Source organism: Streptomyces atriruber (genome assembly GCF_001418325.1).
GTDB classification, from domain to species: Bacteria; Actinomycetota; Actinomycetes; order Streptomycetales; family Streptomycetaceae; genus Streptomyces; species Streptomyces atriruber.
In genome coordinates, this window is sequence record NZ_LIPN01000679.1 from 1 (window position 1) to 1,642 (window position 1,642).

The following is a 1,642-nucleotide window of genomic DNA, read 5'->3' on the forward strand; positions in this document are numbered from 1 at the left end:
GCCCACGACCGCTCCGCCCCGCCCCGGCATCAGCCGTCGCGGCGCCGTGCTGACCGTGGTCGCCGTGGCCGTGGTGGGCGCCGTCGTCGGCGGCCTGCTCGCCGCGCTGGGGCCCGATTCCGGGTCCGGGGCGGGCTCGGGCTCCGAGGCGGACGGCGGCAAGCCCGGCCGTGACGCCACGGGCGGCCCCGCCGTCCCCGGAGCGGCCGATCCGACCCTCTCCCCCGCCCGGCTGGTCGCCACCGCCGGCGTCGACGCGGGCGGCACCGACGACCGCAGCGGCCAGGTCCCGCAGTACGAGGCGCAGCGCCCCAAGGGCTGGAAGCCGTGGCGGGCCGAGTTCGGTCACGCGCCGATGAGTTGCGCGGCCGACACCAAAGCGGTCGTGTGCCTGCTGACCAACGGCACGTACGAGGCACGCAGCGCCGTCGACGGGCACCGCCTGTGGACCTCGGACGGCCGCTCGGCGCAGGACGAAGGGGTGGGCGGCGAGGCGTACATCGGCCCGTCCGGAGCGTTCTTCATGCCGGGTGACGACCAGGCTCCCGCGGTGCGCGGCGGGACGGCCGTCATCGCGTACAAGGGGCGTGTGCAGGTCCGCGACTCCAGGAGCGGCCGTGTGCGGTGGACGGCCGCTGCCCCGGCCGGGAAGAGGGCCACGTCCGCGCTGCTCACCGACGACCACCTGATCGTCTCCTCCGAGGGCACCATGGACGGCACGGACGGGCCGACGGGAGCCACGGTCCAGGCGTTCCCGGTGAAGCGCGGCGGCGATCCCGTGTGGACGTACGACCTCAGCGAAGAGGCCCTCTCGCAGGCCGAGCGGGGCAACTACACCGCCACGCTCGTCCACGACGGCCTGGTCTACGCCGACTCCCGGGACGGCGTCGTCGCGATCGACGAGGCGAAGGGCGACCGCGTGGGCGGCACCTTCGACGACGGCCAGTGCCGCTCCCTCATGGCCGACGGGCGCGCCACCGCGACCCCGGACGACGACCAGATCCTCTGCACCCATGTGCTCGGTTCCGCCGGAGACCTCGACGATCCGACCGCCGACCCGCAGACCCGGGTGACCCGTCTGAACCCCCGCACGCTCGCCGTCGAGGGCAAGTTCGGCTTCAAGGCCCCGCCGATCGGCTCCGACGGACACCCCGGTCTGGACATCGTGGTGAGCGCGGTCTCACCCCGCGCGGCGCTCGCCTACGACACGACGGGCGGGAAGCTGCTCGTGGCCGACCCGAAGAACGGCAGGCTCACCCGCAGGGAGCCGCTCTCCGTGGTCGACTACGTCATCAGGCGTCCCGTGTCCTCCGGCGCGCTGGTCATCGGCGACCGCGCCCTGACCGCCGACAACTCCACGCTGCGGACGGTGCCACTGACCGCCGCGGGCAAGGTCCGCGCCGTCAGGGTCCCGGGCGCCCCCGGCAACCGCCGCGCGAAGCCGCCCGAGGACTCCGGCACGGTGGTCGCCGACCAGCCGAAGCCGCCGACGGTCCTGCCGCTGGGCGGGGTGGCGACGATCGTGTACGACCAGGGAACGGTCGTCTCGGTCAGGCTCCCCTCCTGACCCGCACCCTGCGCTCCTGATCCGCACCCCACGTCCCTGCCCCTCGGCCCACGCTCCTGACCCGCACCCCACGCC

The 1,642-nt window shown here is 74.9% G+C and carries 1 protein-coding gene; it reads left to right on the plus strand.

The window, feature by feature from the left end:
* The coding region (locus AOK03_RS39995; protein ID WP_157869237.1) for an outer membrane protein assembly factor BamB family protein at positions 1 to 1,567 on the plus strand (1,567 nt) is incomplete at its 5' end.
* Between the last annotated feature and the right edge of the window lie 75 nt (positions 1,568 to 1,642).